This window comes from Nocardioides kribbensis, assembly GCF_015070375.1.
GTDB classification, from domain to species: Bacteria; Actinomycetota; Actinomycetes; order Propionibacteriales; family Nocardioidaceae; genus Nocardioides; species Nocardioides kribbensis.
Window position 1 is genome coordinate 130,896 of the sequence record NZ_JADCLL010000005.1, and the last position, 25,148, is coordinate 156,043.

The following is a 25,148-nucleotide window of genomic DNA, read 5'->3' on the forward strand; positions in this document are numbered from 1 at the left end:
GAGTGGGAGATCCTTCACACCAAATGGGCGATTGACCTCCGGACCCTAACCCCGGATCAGCGCTGCGCGACCGGGTCGTCAGGTGACAACTGGGTTACGACTTGCCGCTCCCGCGCAGCTCGTGGCGCTGGCGCCACACGCCGCGGTAGAACTCGGCGCCCGACCACAGCGTGAGGGCTACGGCCACGGCCAGCAGCGCCTGGGCGACGTAGAACAGCACCTCGCCGGGCGTCTCGAGCCACGAGGGCAGGTCGGGGTCGAGCAGGGGCAGCACGAGCAGGCCGAGGGCCAGGCCCTGCACGGTCGTCTTGAGCTTGCCGAGGTCGGCGGCCGCGATCACCACACGCTTGAGCACCGAGAGGCGCAGCAGCGTGACGCTCCACTCGCGCAGCAGCACCAGGATCGTCACCCACCACCACACCTCCCCCACGATCGAGAGCCCGATGAAGGCCATGCCGGTGATCGCCTTGTCGGCGATGGGGTCGGCGATCTTGCCGAAGTCGGTCACCAGGTTGCGCGCTCGGGCGATGTCGCCGTCGATCTTGTCGGTGGCCATGGCCACGAAGAAGATCACCCAGGCCACGGTGCGCCAGGTGCCGGAGTCGCCGCCGTCGACGAGCAGCGCGGCGCCGAAGAACGGCACCAGCACGATGCGCAGCGTGGTGAGCACGTTGGGCAGGTTGAGGTTGCTCGGCCTCGGCGAGACGGGCTCGACCTCGGGCTGGGTCATCGGACTCCTCCGGTGGGCTCGGCGAGCAGGTCGACGCCGTCGGTCGAGACGACGGTGGCCGCGACCAGGCGGCCCACGGCGTGGGCGCCCTCGCGCGGGGCCTCGAGCGTCGTGGTGCCGTCGACCTCGGGGCCCTGGTGGGCGGCGCGGCCCTCGGCGGTGCCGTCCTCGCCGAGCGACTCCACGAGCACCTCGACGTGCTCGCCGATGCGCTCCTCGGCCCGCTGGGCGTTGAGCTCCTCGACCAGGGCGGTGACGTGCTCGGCGCGGGCGCGGACCTCGTCGTCGTCGAGCTTGCCGTCGTAGGAGGCGGCCTCGGTGCCGTCCTCGTCGGAGTAGCCGAAGACGCCGGTGACGTCCATGCGGGCGGCGACGAGGAAGTCGCACAGGGTCTGCAGGTCGTCCTCGGTCTCGCCGGGGAAGCCGACGATCACGTTGGAGCGCACCCCGGCCAGCGGGGCGGCGGCGCGCACCTGCTCGAGCAGGCCGAGGAACGACTCGGGGTCGCCGAAGCGGCGCATCCGGCGCAGCACCGTGGCGCTGGCGTGCTGGAAGGACAGGTCGAAGTACGGCACCACGCCGGGGGTGTCGCCGATCGCCTGCACCAGGCCCGGGCGGGTCTCGGCCGGCTGGAGGTAGGACACCCGGACCCGCTCGACGCCGTCGACCGCGGCCAGCTCGGGCAGCAGCGTCTCGAGCAGGCGCAGGTCGCCCAGGTCCTTGCCGTAGGACGTGGAGTTCTCACTCACCAGGAAGAGCTCGCGCGCGCCCTGCTCGGCCAGCCAGCGGGCCTCGGCGAGCACGTCGGAGGGCCGGCGGCTCACGAACGAGCCGCGGAAGGCCGGGATCGCGCAGAAGGAGCAGCGCCGGTCGCAGCCGCTGGCCAGCTTGAGCGCCGCCATCGGGCCCGAGTCGAGACGGCGGCGTACGGCGCGGGGGCCGGTCGCCGGGCCGCCGGCACCGACCGTCGCCGGGTCGGCCGCCGAGCCCGCGACGGGGGCCGCCGGCGGCACCTGGTCACCGTGGCCGGGCACCGGGGTGGTGGAGGCGGCGCGGTCGACCGGCGAGATCGGCAGCAGCAGGCGCCGGTCCTGGGGGGTGTGCGGGTGGTGCACCTCGCCGGCGACGATGGAGCGCAGCCGGGCGGCGATGTCGGGGTAGTCGTCGAAGCCGAGCACCGCGTCGGCCTCGGGCAGCGACTCGGCCAGGTCCTTGCCGTAGCGCTCGGCCAGGCAGCCGACGGCGACGACGGCCTGGGCCCTGCCGCCCGTGCCGGCCGAGGCCTTGAGGTCGGCGGCCTGGAGCAGGGTGTCGACGGAGTCCTTCTTCGCGGCCTCCACGAAGCCGCAGGTGTTGACGACCACCGTGTCGGCGGCGGCGGGGTCCTCGACGAGGCGGAAGCCGCCGGCCTCCAACCGGCCGGCCAGCTCCTCGGAGTCGACCTCGTTGCGGGCGCAGCCCAGGGTCACCATGGCGACCGAGAGCAGCTCGCCGTCGGCCGGGGTGTCGGCGTCGTCGCGGGCGGGGAGGGAGGCGGGGAGGGATTCAGTCGTCATGATCGCCCCCGAGTATGCCGCCCGCACGGGGCCGGGCACGAACCCTCGACACGCGCGCGCCCCCGCTCCCGGCGCGTGGGCACCGGGGACGGGGGCGCGTCGAGGGGCGGGTCGACGGACGCTGGACGGGTCAGCCCGGCTGCTCGCCGGGCTTGACCGCCAGCACCGGGCAGGTGGCGGCCAGCAGGATGCGCTGGGCCACGCTGCCCATCAGCAGCTTGCCGACCGGGGTGCGCCGGCGCAGCCCGATGACCACGAGGCGGGCGTCGACCTCGCTGGTCACCTGCAGCACCTGGTCGGCGACGTCGCCACCGACCGACTGGCGCACCTCGAAGGGCACGCCGGCCGCCGCGAGCTCGCGCTCGACCTGCTGCAGGGCCTCGGGGCCGGCGTAGCGGTCGTCGACCAGCGCGTCGCCCTTGGTGGCGTTGACCACCAGCACACCGCGGCCGCGGTCGCGGGCCTCGAAGACGCCGTGGGCCAGGGCGACGGCGCCGAACTCGTCGGGGGCCCAGGCCACCACGACCCAGCCCTTCGCGCTGCTCGCGTCGTGCGACGCCGGGGTGCCGGCCTGGTCCTGCGTGCGGTCGTGCGTCTGGTCGCTCATCGACCCACCTTCTCATCGTCGCTCTCGGGGGCCGCGTCGGCGACTGCACCGTCGGTGGCGCTGGCCGGGACGGCCGGTGCCTGGGGTCCACGGACACGGCTCACCACGACCGGCGCCAGCACGGCGAGGGCGATGATCGCGTAGACCACGACCGCCAGCGGCTCGCTCACCAGGCCGGAGAAGTCGCCGCCGGAGATGCTCAGCGCCTCGCGCAGCTTGCCCTCCATGAGGGGGCCCAGGATGACGCCGAGGATCAGCGGCAGCACCGGGAGGCCGAAGCGGCGCATCATCAGCCCGAGCAGGCCGAAGACGAGCAGCAGGCCCACGTCGAAGGGGTCGAGATTGGTGGCGTAGGCCCCCAGGCAGGCGAAGAACAGGATGCCGGCGTAGAGCTGGGGCCGCGGGATGCGCAGCAGCTTGGCCCACAGCGGGGCCAGCGGCAGGTTGAGCACCAGCAGCAGCAGGTTGCCGATCAGCAGGCTCGCCAGCAGGGTCCAGACCAGGTCGGCCTGGTCGGTCATCAGCTGCGGGCCGGGCTGGATGCCGTAGCCCTGGAGCGCGGCGAGCATGACCGAGGCGGTGGCGGTGACCGGCAGGCCCAGGGCCAGCATCGGCACGAACATGCCGGCCGCCGAGGCGTTGTTGGCGGCCTCGGGCCCGGCGACGCCCTCGATGGCGCCCTTGCCGAACTCGTCGTTCTTGGCCAGCTTGCGCTCCGAGACGTAGGACAGGAACGTCGGGATCTCCGCGCCGCCGGCGGGGATGGCGCCGAAGGGGAAGCCCAGCGCCGTGCCGCGCAGCCACGGCTTCCACGAGCGCCTCCAGTCGTCCTTGCCCATGAAGGGCTGGCCGACGGGGATGATCTGCAGCGGGCTGCGGCGCAGGTGGGCCGCGACCCACAGCGCCTCGCCGAGGGCGAAGATGCCGACCGCGACGACGACGATGTCGAGGGGGTCGATCAGCTGCGGCAGGCCGAGGTCGAGGCGGGCCTGGGCGGTGTTGGGGTCGAGGCCGACCAGGCCGATGGTGAGGCCGAGGAAGAGCGCGATGAAGCCGCGCAGCGCCGAGGAGCCCAGCACGGCGGTCGTCATCACCAGCGCCAGCAGCATGATCGCGAAGTACGACGGAGCGCCGATCTGCACCGCGACGTCGGCCAGCGGCGGGGCGAAGAAGGCCACCAGCAGCGTGCCGATGGTCCCGGCGACGAACGAGCCGACCGCGGCGGTGGCCAGCGCCTGGGCGGCCCGGCCGCGCTTGGCCATCTTGTTGCCCTCCAGCGCGGTCATCACCGACGCCGACTCACCGGGGGTGTTGAGCAGGATGGAGGTGGTGGAGCCGCCGTACATGCCGCCGTAGTAGATGCCGGCGAACATGATGAAGGCCTGGGTCGGCTCGAGGCCGAAGGTCACCGGAAGCAGCAGCGCCACGGCCATGGCCGGGCCGATGCCGGGCAGCACGCCGACGAAGGTGCCGAGCAGCACGCCGACGGCGGCGAAGAGCAGGTTCTCGGGGGTCGCGGCCTGTTGCAGGCCGCCCCAGAGGAGGTCGAAGTCACCCATCACAAGATCCCATCGAGGATGCCGGGGGCCAGGGGGATGCCCAGGCCGACGTAGAACGCGTACCAGCTGCCGATCGCCAGCACGAGGCCGGCGATCACGTCGCGGATCAGCGTGCGGGAGCCGAGCGCCCAGGCGGCGCCGGCGAAGAGGACGGCGCCGGTGACGGCCCAGCCGAGCAGGTCGACCGTGGCGATCGTGAAGGCCAGGACGCCGACCAGCTTGGCCACGGTGGCCCAGTCGGCGCGCTGGGCGAGGTCGACGTCCTCGCCGCCCTCGGGCTCGGCCTTCGAGCCGCGGGCCGTGGCGATGGCGAGGAGCACGCCGAGCAGCACCAGCACGGCGCCGATGACGTAGGGGAAGACCCGCGGGCCGACCGGGTCGCCGAAGCCGACGCTGAGGGTGGAGGCGTCGTAGAAGGTGTAGGCGCCGACGACGACGAGCAGGGCGGCCAGCGGGTACTGCGCCTTGTCGACGCCGCCCTCGGGCCGGTGGTCACCGGCCGGGGCGTGCCCGCCGGGGGTGCCCGGGGCGCCGGGCGAGGTCGTGGTGGGAGTGCTCACAGCAGGTCCAGCTCCTCGAGCGTCGACGAGACGCGGTCGTCCTGCTCCAGCAGGAAGGCTTCGAAGTCGTCCCCGGTGCGGAAGGCGTCGATCCAGCCGTTCTTCTCGAGCGTCTGCTGCCACTGCGGGGAGTCGTGCATCTCCGAGAGGTAGGCGATCAGCTCGTCCTGACGCTCCTCGGAGATGCCGGGCGGGGCCAGGACGCCGCGCCAGTTGATGAAGACCAGGTCGATGCCCGACTCGGTGAGGGTCGGGGCGTCCTTGACGGCCTCGCCGGTCAGCCGCTCCTCGCCGGAGACCGCGAGCACGCGCAGGTCGCCGGCGGCGATCTGGCCCTCGAACTCGCTGAGGCCGGAGAAGCCGACCTGGATCTTGTTGCCCAGCAGGGCGCTGGTCAGCGGGCCGCCGCCGTCGTAGGTGACGTAGCGGACCTCCTGCGGGTCGATGCCCACGGTCTCGGCCAGCTGCATCGGGAAGAGGTGGTCGGGGCCGCCGGGCGAGGAGCCGCCGCCGACGACGATCGAGCCGGGGTCGGCCTTCCAGGCCTCCACCAGGTCGTCGATGGTCTCGAACCGCGACTCCGCCGGCACGAGCACGCCCTCCTGCTCCTCGATCAGCTGGGCGATCGGGGTGGCGTCCTGCGGCCGGGCGTCGGAGGCGAAGGAGTACGTCGAGCCCACGACCCCCAGCCCGATGGTCATCAGCAGGTGCTCGTTGCCCTCCTGGCCCATCAGCTGGCTCATCGCGGCCGCGCCGCCGGCGCCGAGGATGTTGGTGACCTGGAAGCTGCCGCCGGTGATGTCGTCCTGCTCCATGACCCCCACCGCCGCGCGGCCGGTCTGGTCGTAGCCGCCGCCGGGGCTGTTGGGGATCCACATGTCGAGGTCGGCGCTGTCGTCGCCGCGGGTCACGCCGCAGGAGGAGGCGGTGAGGGCCAGGGCCGTGGCCAGCGCGGCCGCCACGACGCGGGCGCGTCGCGGACCGGGCCAACCAGGCCGGCGGTCACGGCGTGGGCCCCCTCGCGGGGCCCGGGGTGCTGCGGGGAACATGTCTCTCCTGGGGAGTCGACGGGGTGGGACGTGTCGATCGTCACGCAGGCTGTGTCGGCCGTCACGATTAGGCAACCAAAGGAGGTTGTGGAACTTGTGGTCACGTCGCGGTGAGCGCGCCCGGGCCGGGGCCGGCTCGACGCCGCCGTCGCCCGGGGCGGCGACCGAGCGCGAGCCCTCGTCGCGCCGCCACCTCAGCCTGGCCGGGCAGTTCCTGATCCTCCAGCTGGTGGTGCTGCTGCTGGTCGTGCTGGTGACCAGCGTGGTGTCGGTGCGCCAGAGCGACGCCGACTTCCGCGACACCCGGGGCGCCCGGCTGCGCGCCGCCGCCGACAGCCTGGCCAACACCCCGGCGGTGCAGCTGGGCCTGCTCGGCACGGACGACGCGCGCTCGCTGGCCTTCTACACCCAGCAGCGGCAGAACGACGTGGGCGCCAGCACGGTCTACCTCACCTCCCCCGACGGCACGGCCTTCGTCGCCACCGACCCGACCCGCGAGGGCGAGCAGGTGCAGCTGGGCCCCGACGCCGCGCAGGGGCGCACCTGGACCGGCGACATCGTCGACCGGGGCAACCGGGTCATCGCCGCGCAGGTGCCGGTCTACGCCGGCGCCCGCGCCGCGACGCCGGGCCGGGCGGGCCGGCCCCCGCGCGTGGTGGGGCTGGTGGTCGTCACCGAGGACTACCCGCCCATCACCGAGCGGCTGCGCCAGACCACGGCCGACCTGCTGGTGGTGCTGCTGAGCGGGCTGGCCCTCGGCCTGGCCGGCTCCTGGCTGCTGGCGCGCCTGATCAAGCGGCGTACGCGGGGCCTGGAGCCGGCGGAGATCTCCGCGCTCGCCGACCAGCGCGAGGCGCTGCTGACCTCGATCCGCGAGGGGGTCGTGGCGGTCAACGGCGACGGCGTCGTCACGGTGGTCAGCGACAGCGCGCGCGAGCTGCTCGGCCTGCCGCCCGGCACGCAGGGCCGCGCCCTGGCCGACCTGCCGGTCAGCGACGCCGTGCGCGACCTGCTGCTGGCCCCCGACGACCTGCGCGACGGCGTGCTCGTCGTCGCGGGCCGGGTGCTGGTGACCAACCGCAACCAGGTCACCGCCGGCGGGCGCCGCATCGGCACCATCACGACCCTGCGCGACCGCACCGAGCTGCTCGCGATGCAGAGCGAGCTCACCGCCCGCGAGAGCGTCACCGAGACCCTGCGCGCGCAGACCCACGAGTTCAGCAACCAGCTGCACACCATCTCCGGACTGCTCCAGCTCGAGGAGTACGACGAGCTCCAGGGCTTCCTCGGCACCCTCAACCGGCGTCGCGCCGAGATCACCGACCACGTGCTGGCCCGCGTGGACGACCCGGCGGTCTCCGCACTGCTCATCGCCAAGACCACCCTGGCCGCGGAGCGGCGCGTCGAGCTGCTGCTGCGCGACGACACCTCGCTCCCCCGCCTCGACCCCGAGCTGTCGGCCGACGTCGGGACCGTGCTGGGCAACCTGGTCGACAACGCCGTCGACGCGGTCGTGGCCGGCGGCGCGGGCGGCGGCGCGGGCGGCGCGGGCCGGGTCGACGTGCGCCTGGTGCGCGAGGGCGACGGCACCGTGGTGGTGCAGGTCGCCGACACCGGACCCGGGGTGCCCGAGGACCGGCGCGAGGCCGTCTTCCGCCGCGGGGTGACCACCAAGCCCGGCGACGCGAGCGGGCGCGGGGTGGGTCTGGCACTGGTGCAGGTGGTGTGCGAGCGGCGCGGCGGGTCGGTCTCGGTGCACAATGCCGAGGGCGCCGTCTTCACCGCGCGGCTGCCCGACCCCACCGAGCCGATCCCACCGACCCCAGGACCGTGACCCCAGCGCCGTGACCGAGCCGACCGACCTGACCGTGCTGGTCGTCGACGACGACTTCATGGTCGCCTCGATCCACACCCGCTTCGTCGAGCGCGCCGAGGGCTTCCGGGTCGTGGGCGTCGCCGCGACCGGCGAGACCGCGCTGGCCGAGATCGAGCGGCTCTCCCCCGACCTGGTGCTGCTCGACGTGCACCTGCCCGACCTCAGCGGCATCGAGGTGCTGCGCCGGCTGCGGGGTGCCGGCAACGACGTCGGCGTCGTCATGGTCACCGCGGCCCGCGAGGCCGACACCGTGCGCGCGGCGGTCGCCGGCGGCGCGGCGCACTACCTGGTCAAGCCCTTCGAGGCCGACGACCTGCACTGGCGCCTCGAGGCCTTCCGCGCCTCCCGCGCCGCCCTCTCCGGCTCGGCCACCCCGGGGCAGGACGACATCGACGCCGCCTTCGCCCCCCTCAACCGCGGCCGCGAGGTGCTGCCCAAGGGCCTGAGCCGCGAGACCGCCGACACCGTGCTCGCCGCCCTCGACGACGGCGTGGAGCGCTCGGCCGCGGAGTGCGCGGAGGCGGTCGGCATCTCCCGGGTCAGCGCCCGGCGCTACCTCGAGCACTTCGTCGCCCAGGGACGCCTCGCCGTGCGGCTGCAGTACGGCGGCTCCGGGCGCCCCGAGCGCCGCTACCGCCGCGCCTGACGCGTGGGGCCCGCGGCGCCCCCGCCGCGGACGTCATGCGCACCGTGGATGCGCATCCACCCGTCGCATGACGTCCCGCTCCCGCCGCCACCCGAGCCTGCCGCGGACGCACCGCGGCCCCGAGGAGCAGCTGCTCCTCGGGGCCGGGTGGCGGTGTGCGGGTCGCGCCCGTGCGGTCAGTCCTCGACGGTGAAGGTGTCCTGGGCGGTCTTGCCCGTGGCGCCGAGGGCGCCGCGGTCCTGGCCGTCGACGGCGACCTCGACGGAGCCGTCGGACGACTGCACGCGCACCGGCTGGGAGACCTTGTCGATGACCTTGACCTGGCCGAAGGTCAGCGTGCCCTTGAAGACCAGCTCGTTGTCGCCGTCGCGCACCCACACCGTGGCGCCGCCGCCGGCGGCGGTGAGGGTGACCGGCACGCGGGCCCCGGCCGAGGACTGCACGGCGGCCGGCAGGTTCGGGGCCGGGTCGCGCAGGTCGACCGGCTGGTCCATGACCAGCCGCGCGACCGACCAGCAGAGCACGAGCGCCATGACCGCGGCGATCATGATCGACCAGTTCGGGCCGCCGCGGGTGCCGCGGATCGCCCCGCCCGCCCCGAGCTCGGCCTCGAAGACGCGGCGCGGGTTGATCGGGGCGTCGGCGTACCTCGCGTCGTAGTCGGCGAGCAGCGGCGCCACGTCGACGCCGAGCACGCGGGCGAGGGTGCGCAGGTGGCCGCGGGCGTAGAAGTCGCCGCCGCAGGGGGCGAAGTCGTCGACCTCGATGGACTCGATGACGTGCGGGCGGATGCGGGTGCGCTCGGCCAGCTGGTCGACGCTGAGGCCCAGACGGGTCCGGGCCGCGGCCAGCTCGGGGCCGATCACGGGATCCTCGGCCGGCTCGGCGCCGAGGTCGTCGATGACGATGGGTGCCACGGCGTCGCCGGCGGTGGCGATCGGGCTGACCCGGTCACCCCACACCACGGTGTCCTCGACCAGGCTCACGCTGCCGCTGCGGCGCAGCTCGCGCGCCTCGGGGAGGCCGCGGCGGGTGTGGTCGTCGGACTCGTCGTCGGCGAGGTCGAGGGCGTTGGCGCCGTGCACCAGGTCGGTGCGGATCTCGCTGCGCACCGCCACGACGGGCTCGCGCAGCGGGCTCGGCGTCGCGCTCGGGGTGACCTCGGGGCGCCCCATGACGGGCGCGCCCACGGGCGAGCCCGGGCCGCGCACGGCGCCGGTCCCGGCGGGGGCGTCGCGGGAGGAGTCGTCGTCGGAGGAGTCGCCGTCGGCGGCCCGCTCGCGGCGCCAGGGCAGCCGCGAGGCCAGGTCGCCGATGGCCTGGGCGAGCGCGGGACGGGGGTCGTGGGAGCGACCCGCGTCCTCCTCGGCCTCCTCGTGGGCGAGACCGCCGCCGTCGTCGCCGGGGGCGTACGCCGCAGCGCTCGCACCCACCGCGGGGCGCACGGCCGTGTCGTCGGGTCCGGCGGGGGGCGCGGTGGCTGCGGGGACCTCGTCGGTCCCGGCCGCCGGGGGCTGCTCGGTGGCGACCCGCTGGGTCACGGGCCGCTCGACCTCGTCCTCGACCTCGGCGCCGGCCTCGGCGTCGGCGTCGGCCGCGGGGGCCTCGGTGTGCCCGGTCGCCGGGTCGCCGTCGTGGACGGCGGCCCAGGCCTCGTCGTCGAGGTACTCGTAGCCCTCGATCTCGACCACCTCGACGGCGCCGCCCGCGAGGGCGTCGAGGGCGTCGACGACGGTGGCGCCGGGCTCGACGCCGACCACGCGGGTCGAGACCGACAGCGGCACCGAGATCGGGTCGTCGTCGCCGGCCAGGACGTCGATGGCCCCGTCGCGCACGACACGGCGGCGCGGGAGCACCTCGACGGCCTCGATCTGGGTCCAGGGCAGGCCGCGCCACGTGCGGCCGGTGCGCAGGCGCACCCCGAGGTCGTCGGCGACGAAGAGCGGGGTGCGGGCGTCGCGCACGACCAGGGCGTGGCCGACGGCCACGAGGCCCATCACGGCGCAGAGCGCCCAGTCGAGCGCCGCGCCCGTCGCGGTGGCGCGGGCGAGGTAGGCCGCGGCCACGAGGGCGGCGACGCCCCCGATGGCGCCGGCCAGCACGCCGTTGCGGCGTACCTCCACCGTGCGCGGCACCTCGCCGTGCACGCCGTGCTCGTCGGCGGCCAGGCTCTCGGTGGCGCCCTCGGCGGGCTCGGTCAGGTCGGTGCGGATGTCGTTCACATCTCCCCCTGCAGGGTCGCGATGACGCCGTCGATCTCGTCGGGCTTGACCAGCACGTCGCGGGCCTTGGAGCCCTCGCTGGGTCCGACGACGCCACGGCTCTCCATGATGTCCATCAAGCGGCCCGCCTTGGCGAAGCCGACACGCAGCTTGCGTTGCAGCATCGAGGTCGACCCGAACTGCGTGGACACGACGAGCTCGATGGCCTGGATGACCAGGTCCATGTCGTCGCCGATGTCGTCGTCGAGCTCGCGCTTGCTGGCCGCGGGGGCGGTGACGTCCTCGCGGTAGGTCGGCTCGAGCTGCTCCTTGCAGTGCTTGACCACCTGGGCGATCTCGGCCTCGGTGACCCACGACCCCTGCACGCGCACGGCCTTCGAGGAGCCCATGGGCAGGAAGAGGCCGTCACCCTGGCCGACCAGCTTCTCGGCGCCCGGCTGGTCGAGGATGACCCGGCTGTCGGCGAGCGAGGAGGTGGCGAAGGCCAGGCGCGAGGGCACGTTGGCCTTGATCAGGCCGGTGACCACGTCGACCGAGGGCCGCTGCGTCGCGAGCACCAGGTGGATGCCGGCCGCGCGGGCCAGCTGGGTGATGCGCACGACCGCGTCCTCGACGTCGCGCGGGGCGACCATCATCAGGTCGGCCAGCTCGTCGACGATGACCAGCAGGTAGGGGTAGGGCGAGAGCTGGCGCTCGGACCCGAGCGGCACCTCGACCTTGCCCGCCCTGACGGCCTTGTTGAAGTCGTCGATGTGGCGGAAGCCGAAGTTGGCCAGGTCGTCGTAGCGCATGTCCATCTCGCGCACGACCCAGGCCAGCGCCTCGGCGGCCTTCTTGGGGTTGGTGATGATCGGGGTGATCAGGTGCGGCACGCCCTCGTAGGCGTTGAGCTCGACCCGCTTGGGGTCGACCATGATCATCCGCACCTCGTCGGGCGTGGAGCGCATGAGGATCGAGGTGATCATCGAGTTGATGAACGACGACTTGCCCGAGCCCGTGGCGCCCGCGACGAGCAGGTGCGGCATCTTGGCGAGGTTGGCGACCACGAAGCCGCCCTCCACGTCCTTGCCGAGCCCGGCGATCATCGGGTGGTGGTCGGAGCGTGCCGTCGTGGAGCGCAGCACGTCGCCGAGGGAGACGATCTCCTTGTCGACGTTGGGGATCTCGATGCCGATCGCCGACTTGCCGGGGATCGGGCTGAGGATCCGCACGTCGGCCGAGGCGACGGCGTAGGCGATGTTCTTGCTCAGCGCGGTGACCTTCTCCACCTTCACCGCGGGGCCGAGCTCGACCTCGTAGCGGGTGACGGTCGGGCCGCGGGTGTAGCCGGTGACCTGGGCGTCGATGTTGAACTCGTCCATGACCTGCATGAGGCGGTCGACGACCGCGTCGCTGGCCTTGGAGCGGGCCTTGTGCACCGAGCCGGGCTTGAGCACCTCGCCGGCGGGCAGGTGGTAGGTGACGTCGCCGGAGAGCGCGAGCTGCTCCACGCGCGCCGGCAGCGGCGTGTGCGGCGGCGGGACCAGCTCCTCCTTGGCCTCCGGCTCGTCGTCCTCGCCGAGGTCGGCGAGCGCGGGGGCGACCGGGCGCGGCGCCGACGGCTTCGCCGCCGGGGTGCGCGGCTCGGGGGCGAAGAGGTCGACGCCGGCGTCCGTGGCGACCTCCTGCTCCATGGCGACCTCGATGGGGTCCTTGCGGCGCCGCTTCTTCAGCTCGCGGTCGCTGAGCACCGGGCTGTCGTAGGCCGGGTCGCCCATCTCGGGGTCGATCTCGTCCTCGGCGTCGTGGCGCCCGCGGCGCGAGCGGGTGGCCCGGGTGTCGTCGTCGTCCTCGTAGAGGTCGCGGCCCAGGGCGCGGTCGCGCAGGTCGGCGAGCTTGACCGGCACCTGGTAGAGCGGGGTGGCGGTGACGACCAGCAGGCCGAAGACGGCGAGCAGCACGAGCAGCGGGACGACGACGTACTCCTCGCGGAGCAGGTCGAGCAGCAGTGAGGAGACGACGTAGCCGATCGCGCCGCCGCCCTCCTGCAGCGGGCTGGCGTCGCCGCGCACGGGCTGCGGGCTGCCACCGGCGATGTGCACGATGCCGAGCACACCGAGGGCCAGCGAGCTCCAGCCGATGACCTGACGACCGGCCGGGCCGTTGCCGACCGGGTCGCGCATGGTGCGCCAGCCGACGACCACCAGGGCCAGCGGCACCAGCCAGCCGACCTTGCCGACGGAGCCGGTGACGGCGGTGCGGGTGATCTCCATGGCGCTGCCACCGAGCTGGAACCACACGGCGGCGGCGGCGACGACCGCGAGGGCGAGCACGAAGAGGCCCGCACCGTCGCGACGGTGCTCGGGGTCGAGCTCGCGGGCACCGTGACCGATGCCGCGGGCCAGGGCGCCCACGCCGTGGGCGAGGGCGAGCCAGGTGGCGACCACGCCGCGCAGGACCGCGTCGAAGAGGCGCGCGACCGGGCCGCGGCCGGTGCGCACGGCGCGCGGCGCCGGACGCGCAGCGGGGCGCTTGGTCGCGGGCCGCTTGGCCGTCGAGCGACCACCCGTCCGGCTCGCCGGACGGGCTGCGGTCTTCTTCTTGGGCGCAGGCCGCTTGCCGGTCGCCTTGCTGCGCGCGGTCGAGGTGGTCGGGGTACTCCGTGGTCGGGCGCTCGAGCCGTTGCGGGACGTCGTGGGGGACGTCGACGTGGACGTGCTCGTGCTCCGCGACCCCGGCGGGGAAGACGTACGGGTCGCCATGCTGGTTAACCTAGAGGAACGCCACTCCAGTCACAGGGACCACAGGAAGCGTGTCGCGCCCCAGCCGTCACCACTCCCCCACCGGGGTGGGCGGACCCCGGTGGACCGGCGGTGGTGGCACGGCGGGCATCCCGCGCCCAGCGGGCCTCAGGCGGGCAGCAGGCCGGCGGCCTTGAGGCCGGTGCGCAGCGCGGCGACCTCGGTGTCGTCGAGCTCCAGCAGCGGCGAGCGGACCCGTCGGTTGTCGAGCACGCCGAGCAGCTCGAGGCTCGCCTTGGCCGTGGTGGCGCCGTAGTTGGCCACCCCCATGACGGCCTCGATCGCCGGGAGCATCCGCGTGTAGATGTCGAGGGCCTCACCGACACGGCCCGCGCGGTGCGCGTCGTGCATGGCGCGCAGCTGGTCGCCGGCGACGTGGCCCACGACCGAGACGAAGCCGACCGCGCCGTGGGCCAGCCAGCCGAGGTTGGCGATGTCGTCGCCGGAGTAGAGCGCCAGGCCGAGCTGGCTGATCCGCACGCCGCGGGCCAGGTCGCCCACCGCGTCCTTGACCGCGAGCACCTGCTCCCAGCGGGCGACCTCGGCGTAGGACTCCAGGCTGAGCTGGGTGCCGGTGCGGCCCGGCACGTCGTAGAGCATCACCGGCACGTCGCTGGCCCCGACGACCTGGCGGAAGTGGTGCAGCACCCCGGCCTGGCCGGGCTTGTTGTAGTAGGGCGTCACCAGCAGCAGCCCGTCGGCGCCGGCCTGCGAGGCCTGCTTGGCCAGGCCGATGGAGGTGCGGGTGTCGTTGGTGCCGACACCGGCCACCAGGACGATGTCGGGGCCGACGGCGTCGCGCACGGCGGCGAGCACCTCGCCGTCCTCGGCCGGGGTGGTGGTCGGCGACTCGCCGGTGGTGCCCGAGACGACGAGGCCGTCGTGGCCGTGGGCGACGAGGTGGCGGGCGATGCGCTGGGTGCTCTCGAGGTCGAGCGACCCGTCGGGGGCGAAGGCGGTGGCCATCGCGGTCAGCACGGTGCCGAAGGGTGCCGTCGGGGCCCCGGGAGTCGCCTCAGCAGTCATGGCGGCAGGCTATCCCGCCCGGTCGCCGCGTCGCGGGACCGGTCACGCCGCGCGGCCGGCGGGCAGGTGCGGCGCCACCTCCGCGGCCACGAGCCGCAGGTGGTCGAGGTCGTGCAGGTCGAGCACCTGGAGGTAGAGCCGCTGGCAGCCCTCCGCGGCGTAGGCGCCGATCCGGTCGAGGACCTCCGCCGGGGTGCCGGCGAGCCCGTTGACGCGCAGGTCGTCGACGTCGCGCCCGATGGCTGCGGCCCGGCGGGCGACCTCCGCCTCGTCGGCGCCGACGCACAGCACGAGCGCGTTGGACCACGTCATCGAGGCGGGGTCGCGGTCGACGGCCTCGCAGGCCCGGGCGACGCGGGCGCTCTGCTCGCGGGTCGTGGCGGTGTCGACGAAGGGCAGGTTGAACTCGTCGGCGAAGCGCGCCGCGAGCTCCGGCGTACGCCGCTTGCCGAGCCCGCCGATGATCACCGGGGGCGGGGTCTGCACCGGCTTGGGCAGGCCCGGGGAGTCGCGCACGACGTGGTGGCGGCCCTCGTAGGTGAAGCCGCCCTGCGTGGCCCACAGCCCGGTGACGATCTCCAGCTGCTCCTCGAAGCGGTCGAAGCGCTCGCCCACCGACGGGAACGGGATGGCGTACTTCTCGTGCTCGGCGGCGAACCACCCGGCGCCGATCCCGAGCTCGACGCGCCCCCCGCTCATCTGGTCGACCTGGGCCACCTGCACCGCCAGCGGCCCGGGGTGGCGGAAGGTCGCACTGGTCATCAGCGTGCCGAGGCGGATCGTGCTGGTCTCGCGGGCCAGCCCGGCCAGGGTGGTCCAGGCATCGGTCGGCCCGGGCAGGCCGTCGCCGCTCATCGCGAGGTAGTGGTCGGAGCGGAAGAAGGCGTCGAAGCCGAGGGTCTCGGCCTCGCGGGCCACCGCGAGCAGGTCGTCGTAGGTGGCGCCCTGCTGGGGCTCGGTGAACACACGCAGATCCATGCCGCCATGCTGCCAGCAGCCCGGCGCGGCGCAACCCCGCCGGAGCGTCGCGGACCTGCGAGGATGACGCCTCCGACCACGCGGGAGGCGACGGTGGAGGCCACAGACGAGACGGCACGCACGGTCACCGGCGACCTGCGCCCGGTCTACCAGATCATGCGACGGCTCAACCTGGGCGGCGACGTCGCCTCGGTGCTCGACGCCGTGGCCGAGGGCGCCGCGGCCACGGTCGGCTTCGCGGTGGCGGCGATCAGCTACCTGCGCGAGGACGCCACCCTGGAGATCGTCAGCGTCGCGGGCAGCGCCGAGGCGCGCGAGCAGCTGGTCGGCACGCTGGTGCCGCTGGCGCTCATGGAGGAGGAGCTCGCGCTCGCCGACGCGTGGGGCTCGCTGCTCTTCATCCCCGCCGAGCGGCTGGCCGACCTGCCCACCGACGGCTGGATCCCCGTCGCCGACGCCGCGGCCCCCCGCGACGAGCCGTCCCCCGACGACCCCGACCGGTGGCGGCCGGAGGACACGCTGCGCGCGCCGCTGCGCTCCCCCGAGGGCGAGCTGCTCGGCCTGCTCTCGGTCGACCTGCCCCTCGACGGCCGCCGCCCCGACGCCGCGCGGCGCGAGCAGCTGGAGATGTACGCCGACCTGGCCGGCATCGCCCTCGGCAACGCCCGGCGCGCCGTCGACCTGGCCGAGCAGGTGCGCCTGGGCGCGGCGGTCGACGCGATCAACAGCGAGGCCGTGGCCAGCCTCGACGCCGCCCAGGTGGTGGACCGTGCGACCGCCTCGATCGCCGCCGCGCTGCGCTCGGACTGGGTGCGGGTCAGGGTCGTCGGCGCCGGCGCGCTGCCCGGCACCGACCACGGGGCGCGCTTCCCCACCGGCCACGCCGAGACCCCGGCCCCCGTCGTGGCCTGGGCGACGCGCGAGGCCTGCGACCACTGGGCCGCCGGCACGGTGTCGCTGACCACGGTGAGCGCCGACGGCGCCATGCTGACCACCCACACCCGCCACCTCGACACCGCGACCCGCCGCCCGGTCGCCGGCGGGGCCGCGGGCTGGGTCAGCCAGCCGCTGAGCCCGCGCACCGACATCGGCGACGAGGCCGAGCGCGCCGCCGTCCTGGCCCACCTGCACGGCAACGACCTGAGCAGCATGCTGATGGCGCCGATGGGCGCCGGCACCGACTGCTTCGGCTACGTCGTGCTCGCTCGTCGCGACGGCGCCGGCACCGGCGACCGGGCCGTGCCCGGTGCCGTGCCCGGTGCCGGGGGCGTGGCCGGCGACGGGGGCGCTCAGGGGCCCGCCGACGGGGCGGGCAGCGGAGCGGAGACCGGCGCCGCGGGCTGGTCGACCCACGAGGTGCGCGCGGCCAGCCAGGTCGCCCGCCACCTCGGCCAGGCGGTGCTCAACGCCCGGCTGCTCGAGCGCGAGCACGTGCTCGTCGAGCAGCTCGAGGCCCTCGACGTGTACAAGAACGACCTGATCTCCACCGTCTCCCACGAGCTGCGCACCCCGCTGACCTCCATCCAGGGTCACCTGGAGCTGATCGAGGACGACCCGGCCGCCGCGCCCGCGGCCAGCTTCCAGGTCGTGCGCCGCAACCTCGACCGGGTGCTCTCCCTCATCGACGACCTGCTGACCCTCAAGCGGCTCACCGACCGCGAGGCCACCTCCGAGGCCGCGATCGTCGACCTCCACCAGCTCGCCGTCGACGCCGTGGCCGCCTTCCGGCTCCACGCCCAGGAGGACGGTGTGCGGCTCGTGCTCCAGCCCCACGGCGGGCCGCTGCTCATCAGCGGCGACCACGACGAGCTGGAGCGGGTGGCGCTCAACCTCGTCGGCAACGCCGTCAAGTACACCCCCGCCGGCGGCGAGGTGACCGTCTCGGTCGAGCGCAGCGAGCGCTTCGTGCGCTTCGTGTGCCGCGACACCGGCCTGGGCATCAGCAAGCCCGACCAGGAGGAGCTGTTCACCGAGTTCTTCCGCTCCACCAACCCCGAGGCGCTCGCCCGCCCCGGGACCGGCCTGGGCCTGAGCATCGTGCGGCGCATCGTCCAGCGCCACGGCGGCTCGATCCGGCTGGAGTCCGAGCTCGGCGAGGGCAGCACCTTCACCGTGCGGCTGCCGCTGAGCCGACTCTGAGGCGCGGCCGCCCCCGCCTCGGGCGCCGTACGAGACGTGGCGGCGCATCCACCCTCTGCATGACGTCCCCGCTCGTACGACCGTCCCCGCCGACCCCGAGGCCCGCGCCGCGGCGGCCGGGCCGAGCGTCAGCGGCGTACCCAGCGCACGACGTCGAAGCCGTCCTGCGGCTCGCGGGAGGCCTCGTGCCAGAGCGCGGGGTCGATCGCGGGGTAGGTCGTGTCGCCCGCGGGCTCGAGGTGCACCTCGCTGACGACCTGCTCGTCGGCCAGGCCCGCGCCGTCGGCACGGGAGGCGGCGAGCACGGCGGCGTAGACCGCGGCGCCGCCGGCGACCCTCACCTCCGCGCCCTCGGGCTGGTCGTCGGCCAGGGCGAGCGCGGCGTCGAGGTCGTGGGCGACGAGCACCCCCGGGGCCGACCAGGCGGGGTCGCGGGTGAGCACGACGGTGGTGCGCCCGGGCAGCGGACGACCGATGGAGTCGTAGGTCGCGCGCCCCATGAGCAGCGTGTGGCCGAGGGTGAGCGCCTTGAAGTGCGCGAAGTCGGCGGGCAGGTGCCACGGGATCGCCCCGTCGGCGCCGATGACGCCGTTGCGCGCCACCGCGGCGACGAGCAGCACCCGCCGCCCGCCGGGGGTCATACGGCGATGGGCGCCTTGATGCCCGGGTGGGGGTCGTAGCCCTCGACGGCGACGTGCTCGAGCTCGAAGGAGCCGAGGTCGGTGACGCTGGGGTCGAGCCACAGCGTCGGCAGCGGTCGCGGCTCGCGGGTCAGCTGGAGACGCGCCTGGTCGAGGTGGTTGGAGTAGAGGTGGGCGTCGCCGAGGGTGTGCACGAAGTCGCCGACGGCCAGGCCCGTGACCTGGGCGACCATGTGGGTCAGCAGCGCGTAGGAGGCGATGTTGAAGGGCACGCCGAGGAAGACGTCGGCGGAGCGCTGGTAGAGCTGGCAGGACAGCCGCGCGGGCCCGCCGTCGATCGCGGGGGCGACGTAGAACTGGAAGAGCGCGTGGCAGGGCGCCAGCGCCATCGACGGGATGTCGGCGACGTTCCACGCCGAGACGAGGTGACGGCGCGAGTCGGGGTCGCGACGGATCTGCTCGACGACCTCGGCGAGCTGGTCGACGTGGCGGCCGTCGGGGGTGGGCCAGGAGCGCCACTGCGCGCCGTAGACCGGGCCGAGGTCGCCGTGCTCGTCGGCCCACTCGTCCCAGATGCTCACCCCGCGCTCCTGGAGCCAGGTGACGTTGGTGTCGCCGCGCAGGAACCACAGCAGCTCGGCGAAGACCGAGCGGGTGTGGATGCGCTTGGTCGTCACCAGCGGGAAGCCGGCGGAGAGGTCGAAGCGCATCTGGTGGCCGAAGACCGAGCGCGTGCCGGTGCCGGTGCGGTCGCCCTTGGCCACGCCCTCGTCGAGGATCCGCCGGACGAGGTCGAGGTAGGCCTGCACGAGCGCGACCCTACCGGCGCGGCCCGGCGGGCAGCCGGACCTGCCCGGCCACCGTCGTGGCGGTGTCGCCGCCGACCCACACGACGGGCTCGCCGTCGGGGCCGGCCTCGGTGCTGACGTGCACGCGCCCGCGCCGCCCGAGCACCGTGCCCTGCGAGGCGACGTACGCCGAGGGCAGCCGGTCGCCCGCGAGCCACTGGGCCAGGCCGGCGTTGAGGCTGCCGGTGACCGGGTCCTCGCCGACCCCGAGGCTGGGCACGAAGGCCCGCACCTCGACGTCGGCGTCGCTGGTGCCGGCGGGGTGGACGCCGACGACGCCGAGCCTGAGGTCGCCGAAGGCCGCGAGGTCGGGCTCCAGCGACAGCACCGCGGCGGCGTCGGCGAGCAGCACGCCGAGCCAGCCGGGGCCGTTGTCGACCCAGGCCGCGTCGAGCACCTCGACCCCCGAGCCACCTGTGGGCCCGCCTCCGGGCCCGGCGCCGAGCACGCGGCGCACGTGGGCGAGGTCGGCCTCGTCGACCGGGCCGGAGCGCACCAGCGGCGGCGCGGCGAAGGCGAGCCGCTCGCCACGGCGCAGCCGCACCAGCCCGGCGCCGCACTCCTGCACCACGACCCCGTCGGCGGCCGGCCTCCCGCCGGCCTCGAGCCAGGCGTGGGCCGAGCCGAGGGTGGGGTGACCGGCGAAGGGGAGCTCGCGACCGGGGGTGAAGATCCGCAGCCGGTAGTCGGCGCCCGGTGTCGTCGGCGGCAGCAGGAAGGTCGTCTCCGACAGGTTGGTCCACCGGGCGAAGGCGGCCATGTCGGCCTCGTCGAGGCCCTCGGCGTCGTGCACCACCGCCACGGGGTTGCCGCGCAGCGGCTCGGCGCTGAACACGTCGACCTGGCTGAAACGGCGCTCGACCACCGCGCCGGGCAACGGCGCCCCGCTCACGGGTGCAGCGACATGGGGCCGTAGACGCGGCGCTCGCCCTCGAAGAGCACGACGGCGTCGACGCCCTCGGCGGCGAGGTCGCCGAAGCACTCCCCCACCCACGACTCGGCGTCGGCCTGGTTGGCGAAGCGCTCGCCGGAGAGGTCGGCGCCCACGCTCACCTCCTCACCGGAGGCGTCCTCGAGGCGCCACCACCACGGCAGCTCGGCGGGGGTGGGCTGGCGGAAGGTCGGGGGCTGGTCGGGCAGGTTCACGCGGATCACGTCCTGACGGAGGGTGCGACGAAGGGCGGGCGGACGACCTGGAAGACCTCGCGCCGCCCGCGCACGTCGACGCCGACCTCGGCGTCGTCGGCCACGAAGCTGGGCAGCAGCGCGAGGCCGATGCCCTTGCGCAGGGTCGGGGAGAAGGTGCCGGAGGTGATCTCCCCCAGCAGCACGTCGGGGGTCAGCGAGACCGTCATGTGGGGGCGCGGGATGCCGCGGCCGGTGGCCACCAGCCCCTGGAGGCGGCGGCGGGGCCCGGCGGCACGCTCGGCGGTGAGCACCTCCTTGCCCCAGAAGGCGTCCTTGCCCCATCCCACGGCCCAGCCGAGCCGGGCCTGGTTGGGGGTGACGTCGAGGGAGATGTCCTGCCCGTGCAGCGGGTAGCCCATCTCGGTGCGCAGGGTGTCGCGCGCGCCCAGGCCGCAGGCGAGCAGGCCCAGCGGCTCCCCCGCGGCGACCAGCGCGTCCCACAGGCCCAGCGCCGCGGCCACGGGGGCGACCAGCTCGTAGCCGCGCTCGCCGGTGTAGCCGGTGCGGCACACGACCACGTCGTGGGTCAGGCCATGCGCGGCGTACGGCGCGACGGCGAAGCTCATGTAGTCGTGGCCCACCGGCAGCCCGACGGCCGCGAGCAGGTCGTCGCTGCGCGGGCCCTGCACGGCGAGCACGACGTGGTCGCGGTGCTCGTCGGTCACCGTGACGCCCGCCGGTGCGACCGCGGCCAGCCGGCGCACGACCTCGGCGGTGTTGGCGGCGTTGGGCACCAGCAGCACGTGCTCCTCGTCGTGGAGGTAGGCGATGAGGTCGTCGACGATGCCGCCGGTCTGCTCGTCGCAGCACAGCGTGTACTGCGCCTGGCCCGGGCCGATGCGGCGCAGGTCGTTGGAGAGCGTCGCGTCGACGAAGTCGGCCGCGCCGGGGCCGGTCACGCTGGCCTTGCCGAGGTGGCTGACGTCGAAGAGGCCGACCGCCTCGCGCACGGCCGTGTGCTCCTTGACCACGCCCGAGGGGTACTCCAGCGGCATCGACCAGCCGCCGAACTCCGCCAGCTTGGCGCCCAGCGCGACGTGGCGCTCGTGCAGCGGCGAGCGGACCAGCCCCTGCGCGTCGGGCGGCGTGACGCCACCGGCTGGGTCGCGGGAGGGGTCGCGGGAGGGGTCGGGTGCACGGTCCTCGGCCATGGCCTCAACCTAGCGTGAGGCGCCGACGGTTAACCTGCCCCGGTGACGACGTACACCTTGCGCAACGCCAACCCCGCCAAGACCAAGGCCGACGCCGTGGTGGTGGGGGTCGTGAGCAGCGGCGACGGGGTCGTGCTGGCCCCGGGCGCGGAGGCGGTGGGCGAGGCCTACGGCCGCAAGCTGCGCCCGCTGCTGGCGATGCTGGCGCTGACGGGCAAGGTCGGCGAGACGACCCGCGTGCCCACCGGGGGCGTCATCGCCTCCCCCACCCTCGTGCTCGTCGGGCTCGGTGCCGAGGCCACGCCGGAGACCGTGCGCCGCGGCGCCGGCGCCGCGGCCCGTGCCGTCACCAACGCCGCGAGCGTCGCGCTCGCGCTGCCCGCCGACTCCGCCGCGCTGGTCCGCTCGGTCACCGAGGGGTGGGCGCTGGGCGGCTACCGCTTCACCGCCTACCAGCGCGACACCGCCACGACCACCACGGTCGCCGAGGTCGCCGTGCTGTCGCCGGTCGCGCGCCGCGCCGAGGCCACCACCGCCTTCGAGGAGGCCCAGGTCGTCGCCGAGGCCGTCGCCACCACCCGCGACTGGGTCAACACCCCGCCCGGCGACCTGACCCCACCGGCCTTCGCCGACGCCGTCGTGGCCGCGGTCAAGGACAACGCCAAGCAGGTCGCACGCGGCCACAAGGTCACCGCCACCGTGCACGACGAGGCCGCGCTGGCCGACCTCGGCTGCGGCGGCATCCTCGGCGTCGGCGCCGGCTCGAGCGCCCCGCCGCGCCTGGTCGAGCTGACGTACGCCCCCAAGGGCGCCACCCGCCACCTCGCGCTGGTCGGCAAGGGCATCACCTTCGACTCCGGCGGCCTGACCATCAAGCCGGCCGCCTCGATGAGCGAGATGAAGTCCGACATGGCCGGCGCCGCCGCGGTCGTGCAGGCCACGCTCGCGATCGCCCGGCTCGGTCTGCCGGTCAAGGTCAGCACCTTCGTGCCGATGGCCGAGAACATGGTCTCCGGCAGCGCCACCCGCCCCGGCGACGTGCTGCGCATCTACGGCGGCACCACGGTGGAGATCTCCAACACCGACGCCGAGGGCCGCCTCGTGCTGGCCGACGCCCTCGTGCGCGCGACCGAGACCGAGCCCGACGTCGTGCTCGACGTCGCCACGCTGACCGGTCACATGGTCGTCGCCCTCGGCGACAAGGTGGCCGGCGTGATGGGCACCCGCTCGGTCGTCGACGACGTGCTCGCCGCCTCCGAGGTCGCCGGCGAGGCGCACTGGCCGATGCCGATCCCCGAGCAGATGGGCGAGCGGGTCCGCTCCAGCAAGGTCGCCGACCTGGCCCAGCACGACTGGGTGCGCTGGGGCGGCGGACTCTTCGCCGCCGCCTTCCTGCGCGAGTTCACCGCCGAACTCCCCTGGGCCCACCTCGACATCGCCGGGCCGTCCTTCGGCTCCGGCGCCTCGGGGCACGTGACCGCCGGCGGCACCGGCTTCGCCGTCGCCACGCTCGTCGACTACGCCCGGGCCTTCTCCGCCGCGGAGTAGTCCCGGCGCGACCGTCGGAGGGCGGGCCCGGCGGGGCCCGCCCCGCCGCGGCGGGCTAGAGGCCCTGCTGCTTGCGCTGCGCCTTCATCCGGGAGTTGTAGTCGCGCATGCGCTGCGGCACGCCGACGACGGCCGCGTCGTAGGACGGCACCTGGTGGCGGTTGCAGAACGCGTGCGCCCACTCCACCGACGGCACCCGCCGCCGCGTCCACTCCCCGTCGTGCGCCACGAGCAGCAGGGTCACGTCGGAGACCGCCGTGCGGGGCTCGACGAAGCCCTCCACGCCGTGGCGCTCGCCGACCCAGGACTGCAGGTGCTCCTGGTCGACGGAGTCCGAGGCGCGCACGCGCGTCGAGCCCGTGCGGAAGCCGTCACGGGCCGGCTTGCGCATCTTCGTCGCGCTGCTTCGTCGGAATCGGTCGAGGAACGCCATGCCCCTAGTCTGCCCGCCCCGCCGAAGGCCGGTGTGGACACACCCTGAAGAAGTGCAAAGATGGGTCCGCGCTCACGAGGCGCACCCCTGCTCACGGCGCACGGAAGGACCACGGTGGCCGGCCCCGCTCACGACACCGACTTCGACGTTCTCATCCTCGGTGCGGGCTCGGGGGGCTACGCCTGTGCCCTGCGCGCCGCCCAGCTCGGCCTGCGCGTCGCCCTGGTCGAGAAGGACCGACTGGGCGGCACCTGCCTCCACGTCGGCTGCATCCCCACCAAGGCCCTCCTGCACGCCGCCGAAGTCGCCGACGCCGCCCGCGAGTCGGAGCGCTTCGGCGTGCTCGCCTCCTTCGAGGGCATCGACATGGCCGGCGTCAACTCCTACAAGGACGGCGTCGTCGCGCGGCTCTTCAAGGGCCTCACCGGCCTCGTCGGCTCGCGCGGGGTCACCGTCATCGAGGGCGAGGGCCGCCTCACCGGGCCCCACGAGGTCACGGTCGACGGCACGGCCCACACCGCCCGCCACGTCGTCCTCGCCTCCGGCTCGACCCCCCGCAGCCTGCCCGGCCTCGAGGTCGACGGCGAGCGGGTGCTCACCTCCGAGCACGCCCTGCGCCTCGAGCGCGTGCCCGCCTCCGTCGTGGTGCTCGGCGGCGGCGTGATCGGCTCGGAGTTCGCCTCGGTCTGGCGCAGCTTCGGCGCCGAGGTCACCGTGGTCGAGGCCCTGCCGCGCCTGGTCGCGGCCGAGGACGAGGCCTGCTCCAAGGTGCTCGAGCGCGCCTTCCGCAAGCGCGGCATCACCGTGCGCACCTCCACCCGCTTCGCGTCGGTCGCGCGCACCGAGAAGGGTGTCGCGGTCACCGTCGACACCGCCAAGGGCGAGCAGGAGATCGTCGAGGCCGAGCTGCTCCTGGTGGCCGTGGGCCGCGGCCCCGTCACCGAGGGCCTGGGCTACGACGAGCAGGGCGTCGCCCTGGACCGCGGCTTCGTCACCACCGACGAGCGCTGCCGCACCTCGGTGCCCGGCGTGTGGGCCGTGGGCGACATCGTGCCCGGCCTCCAACTGGCCCACCGCGGCTTCGCGCAGGGCATCTTCGTCGCCGAGGAGATCGCCGGGCTCGAGCCCGCCCCGATCGACGAGACGGGCATCCCGCGGGTGACCTACTCCCACCCCGAGGTCGCCTCGGTCGGGCTCGACGAGAAGGCCGCGATCGCGGCGTACGGCGCCGACGCGGTGCAGAGCCTCACCTACGACCTGGGCGGCAACGGCAAGAGCCAGATCCTGCAGACCCAGGGCTTCGTCAAGCTGGTCCGCCGCGTCGACGGCCCCGTCGTCGGTGTCCACCTGGTGGGCGACCGCGTCGGCGAGCTCATCGGCGAGGCGCAGCTGATCTACAACTGGGAGGGACACGCCGAGGACGTCGCTCCGCTGCTGCACGCCCACCCCACCCAGAACGAGGCCCTCGGCGAGGCCCACCTGGCGCTCGCCGGGAAGCCGTTGCACGCGCATTCCTAGGCTGGCCCCGGCGGCCCCGCGCCCGCCGGGCGCGCGCCGTCCCTGGTCCCGCCCCGCTCCACCCGCCCCACCACAGACGCACAGCCCCACACC

Annotated in this window: 21 protein-coding genes; 5 read left to right on the forward strand and 16 right to left on the reverse strand. The window is 74.7% G+C overall.

Annotated features, from left to right (window positions below; genetic code table 11):
• Positions 1-94 precede the first annotated feature (94 nt).
• The 6 genes from pgsA to IR170_RS11920 form a co-directional block, all read right to left on the reverse strand.
• A complete protein-coding gene (gene pgsA / locus IR170_RS11895) occupies positions 95-730 on the reverse strand; it encodes a CDP-diacylglycerol--glycerol-3-phosphate 3-phosphatidyltransferase (RefSeq protein WP_056862706.1) in 636 nt (211 codons plus the stop codon).
• Positions 727-2,286 carry a 30S ribosomal protein S12 methylthiotransferase RimO gene (gene rimO / locus IR170_RS11900; RefSeq protein ID WP_193664308.1) on the reverse strand — a complete coding sequence of 520 codons (1,560 nt, stop codon included), beginning with the start codon at positions 2,284-2,286 and terminating at the stop codon, positions 727-729. The genes pgsA and rimO overlap by 4 nt, the downstream gene beginning before the upstream one ends.
• 130 nt (positions 2,287-2,416) lie before the next feature.
• Positions 2,417-2,893 (reverse strand): universal stress protein, encoded by a 477-nt coding sequence (locus tag IR170_RS11905; protein WP_193664310.1) that lies wholly within the window; start codon positions 2,891-2,893, stop codon positions 2,417-2,419.
• Positions 2,890-4,452 carry a tripartite tricarboxylate transporter permease gene (locus tag IR170_RS11910; RefSeq protein WP_193664313.1) on the reverse strand — a complete coding sequence of 521 codons (1,563 nt, stop codon included), beginning with the start codon at positions 4,450-4,452 and terminating at the stop codon, positions 2,890-2,892. The genes IR170_RS11905 and IR170_RS11910 overlap by 4 nt, the downstream gene beginning before the upstream one ends.
• Positions 4,452-5,012 carry a tripartite tricarboxylate transporter TctB family protein gene (locus IR170_RS11915; RefSeq protein WP_082499968.1) on the reverse strand — a complete coding sequence of 187 codons (561 nt, stop codon included), beginning with the start codon at positions 5,010-5,012 and terminating at the stop codon, positions 4,452-4,454. Before IR170_RS11915 ends, IR170_RS11910 begins: the two co-directional genes overlap by 1 nt.
• Positions 5,009-5,974: a Bug family tripartite tricarboxylate transporter substrate binding protein gene (locus tag IR170_RS11920; protein ID WP_319805041.1), complete on the reverse strand. Its 966-nt coding sequence runs from the start codon at positions 5,972-5,974 to the stop codon at positions 5,009-5,011. Before IR170_RS11920 ends, IR170_RS11915 begins: the two co-directional genes overlap by 4 nt.
• 181 nt (positions 5,975-6,155) lie before the next feature.
• On the opposite strand from IR170_RS11920, the gene IR170_RS11925 reads away from it, so the two are divergent.
• Both IR170_RS11925 and IR170_RS11930 read left to right on the forward strand, forming a co-directional pair.
• Positions 6,156-7,895: a sensor histidine kinase gene (locus IR170_RS11925; RefSeq protein ID WP_227489136.1), complete on the forward strand. Its 1,740-nt coding sequence runs from the start codon at positions 6,156-6,158 to the stop codon at positions 7,893-7,895.
• 10 nt (positions 7,896-7,905) lie between these two features.
• Entirely contained in the window at positions 7,906-8,583 is a 678-nt protein-coding gene (locus IR170_RS11930) for a response regulator (RefSeq protein WP_319805042.1), read from the forward strand.
• A gap of 176 nt (positions 8,584-8,759) precedes the next feature.
• Here IR170_RS11930 and IR170_RS20335 read toward each other — a convergent pair whose 3' ends face one another.
• From IR170_RS20335 to IR170_RS11950, 4 genes are all read right to left on the reverse strand, one after another.
• Positions 8,760-10,805, reverse strand: a complete 2,046-nt coding sequence (locus IR170_RS20335) for a helix-turn-helix domain-containing protein (RefSeq protein ID WP_193664322.1) — start codon at positions 10,803-10,805, stop codon at positions 8,760-8,762.
• Positions 10,802-13,546, reverse strand: coding sequence for a DNA translocase FtsK (locus tag IR170_RS11940; RefSeq protein WP_193664324.1), 2,745 nt, complete (start codon positions 13,544-13,546; stop codon positions 10,802-10,804). Before IR170_RS11940 ends, IR170_RS20335 begins: the two co-directional genes overlap by 4 nt.
• A gap of 147 nt (positions 13,547-13,693) precedes the next feature.
• Positions 13,694-14,611 (reverse strand): 4-hydroxy-tetrahydrodipicolinate synthase, encoded by a 918-nt coding sequence (dapA, locus tag IR170_RS11945; protein ID WP_193664327.1) that lies wholly within the window; start codon positions 14,609-14,611, stop codon positions 13,694-13,696.
• A gap of 42 nt (positions 14,612-14,653) precedes the next feature.
• A complete protein-coding gene (locus tag IR170_RS11950; RefSeq protein ID WP_193664329.1) occupies positions 14,654-15,589 on the reverse strand; it encodes an LLM class F420-dependent oxidoreductase in 936 nt (311 codons plus the stop codon).
• A 93-nt stretch (positions 15,590-15,682) separates the two neighbouring features.
• On the opposite strand from IR170_RS11950, the gene IR170_RS20340 reads away from it, so the two are divergent.
• A complete protein-coding gene (locus IR170_RS20340; RefSeq protein WP_193664330.1) occupies positions 15,683-17,728 on the forward strand; it encodes an ATP-binding protein in 2,046 nt (681 codons plus the stop codon).
• 128 nt (positions 17,729-17,856) lie between these two features.
• Here the strand turns inward: IR170_RS20340 and IR170_RS11960 are convergent, their stop codons facing one another.
• From IR170_RS11960 to gcvT, 5 genes are read right to left on the reverse strand one after another with little or no spacing between them, the layout of a single operon-like run.
• The gene (locus IR170_RS11960; protein WP_193664332.1) at positions 17,857-18,369 is read right to left on the reverse strand and encodes a dihydrofolate reductase; all 513 of its coding nucleotides are present in this window, start codon (positions 18,367-18,369) and stop codon (positions 17,857-17,859) included.
• Positions 18,366-19,178 (reverse strand): thymidylate synthase, encoded by an 813-nt coding sequence (locus tag IR170_RS11965; protein ID WP_193664334.1) that lies wholly within the window; start codon positions 19,176-19,178, stop codon positions 18,366-18,368. The genes IR170_RS11960 and IR170_RS11965 overlap by 4 nt, the downstream gene beginning before the upstream one ends.
• A 10-nt stretch (positions 19,179-19,188) precedes the next feature.
• The gene (locus IR170_RS11970) at positions 19,189-20,109 is read right to left on the reverse strand and encodes a PhzF family phenazine biosynthesis protein (protein WP_319805043.1); all 921 of its coding nucleotides are present in this window, start codon (positions 20,107-20,109) and stop codon (positions 19,189-19,191) included.
• Positions 20,106-20,372, reverse strand: coding sequence for a hypothetical protein (locus tag IR170_RS11975; RefSeq protein WP_319805044.1), 267 nt, complete (start codon positions 20,370-20,372; stop codon positions 20,106-20,108). Before IR170_RS11975 ends, IR170_RS11970 begins: the two co-directional genes overlap by 4 nt.
• A complete protein-coding gene (gene gcvT / locus IR170_RS11980; RefSeq protein ID WP_193664336.1) occupies positions 20,369-21,556 on the reverse strand; it encodes a glycine cleavage system aminomethyltransferase GcvT in 1,188 nt (395 codons plus the stop codon). Before gcvT ends, IR170_RS11975 begins: the two co-directional genes overlap by 4 nt.
• 42 nt (positions 21,557-21,598) lie before the next feature.
• On the opposite strand from gcvT, the gene IR170_RS11985 reads away from it, so the two are divergent.
• The gene (locus tag IR170_RS11985) at positions 21,599-23,104 is read left to right on the forward strand and encodes a leucyl aminopeptidase (protein WP_193664339.1); all 1,506 of its coding nucleotides are present in this window, start codon (positions 21,599-21,601) and stop codon (positions 23,102-23,104) included.
• A gap of 55 nt (positions 23,105-23,159) precedes the next feature.
• On the opposite strand, the gene IR170_RS11990 is transcribed toward IR170_RS11985, so the two are convergent.
• A complete protein-coding gene (locus IR170_RS11990) occupies positions 23,160-23,537 on the reverse strand; it encodes a hypothetical protein (protein WP_227489137.1) in 378 nt (125 codons plus the stop codon).
• 114 nt (positions 23,538-23,651) lie between these two features.
• Between IR170_RS11990 and lpdA the strand changes: the two genes are divergently transcribed.
• A complete protein-coding gene (gene lpdA / locus IR170_RS11995; protein WP_319805045.1) occupies positions 23,652-25,055 on the forward strand; it encodes a dihydrolipoyl dehydrogenase in 1,404 nt (467 codons plus the stop codon).
• Positions 25,056-25,148: the final 93 nt, after the last annotated feature.